This window comes from Clostridium bowmanii (assembly GCF_018861315.1).
GTDB lineage: Bacteria > Bacillota > Clostridia > Clostridiales > Clostridiaceae > Clostridium_AD > Clostridium_AD bowmanii.
This window is the reverse complement of sequence record NZ_JAHLDL010000120.1, coordinates 1-519: the sequence shown is the minus strand read 5'-3', so window position 1 is coordinate 519 and position 519 is coordinate 1. Positions and strand designations below refer to the sequence as shown.

1 protein-coding gene is annotated in these 519 nt (G+C 28.9%); it reads right to left on the bottom strand.

Features of this window, described 5'->3' with window-relative positions:
- The coding region (locus KPL51_RS23175) for an RNA-guided endonuclease TnpB family protein (RefSeq protein ID WP_216166794.1) at positions 1–519 on the bottom strand (519 nt) is incomplete at both ends.

Sequence of the window (519 nt, the reverse complement as noted above, 5' to 3'; positions counted from 1 at the left end):
ATGCATTTTCATCCCTATCATGAATGCTTTTACACTCTTCACAATTCCATTTTCTTATAGACAGCAGCTTAACCTTCTTATTTACTGCTCCACACTCAGAGCAAATTTGAGAACTAGCAAACCAGGGACTTATTTTATGATATGTTCTCCCATACCAAATTGCTTTATATTCCAGCTTTCTCGTAAATTCTGACCATGATACATCTTGTATGCTCTTTGCCAAATTATGATTTTTAATCATATTAGAAACTTGTAAGTCTTCTGAAATTATTACTTGGTTATCGTTAATAATTTGCCATGACAGCTTATTCGAAAAATCATTTCTAATATTTGCTATTTTCTCATGAATTTTAGCTGTTTTTTTACTTTGTTTCTTATAATTATTACTATGCCTAACCATTTTACATAATTGTCTTTGTAATTTAATTAACTTATCCTCATATTTATATAATGATTTTGGTCTTTCTATATGGTTATTGTTTGTATCTATAAGAAATTCTTTGAGCCCTAAGTCAAATG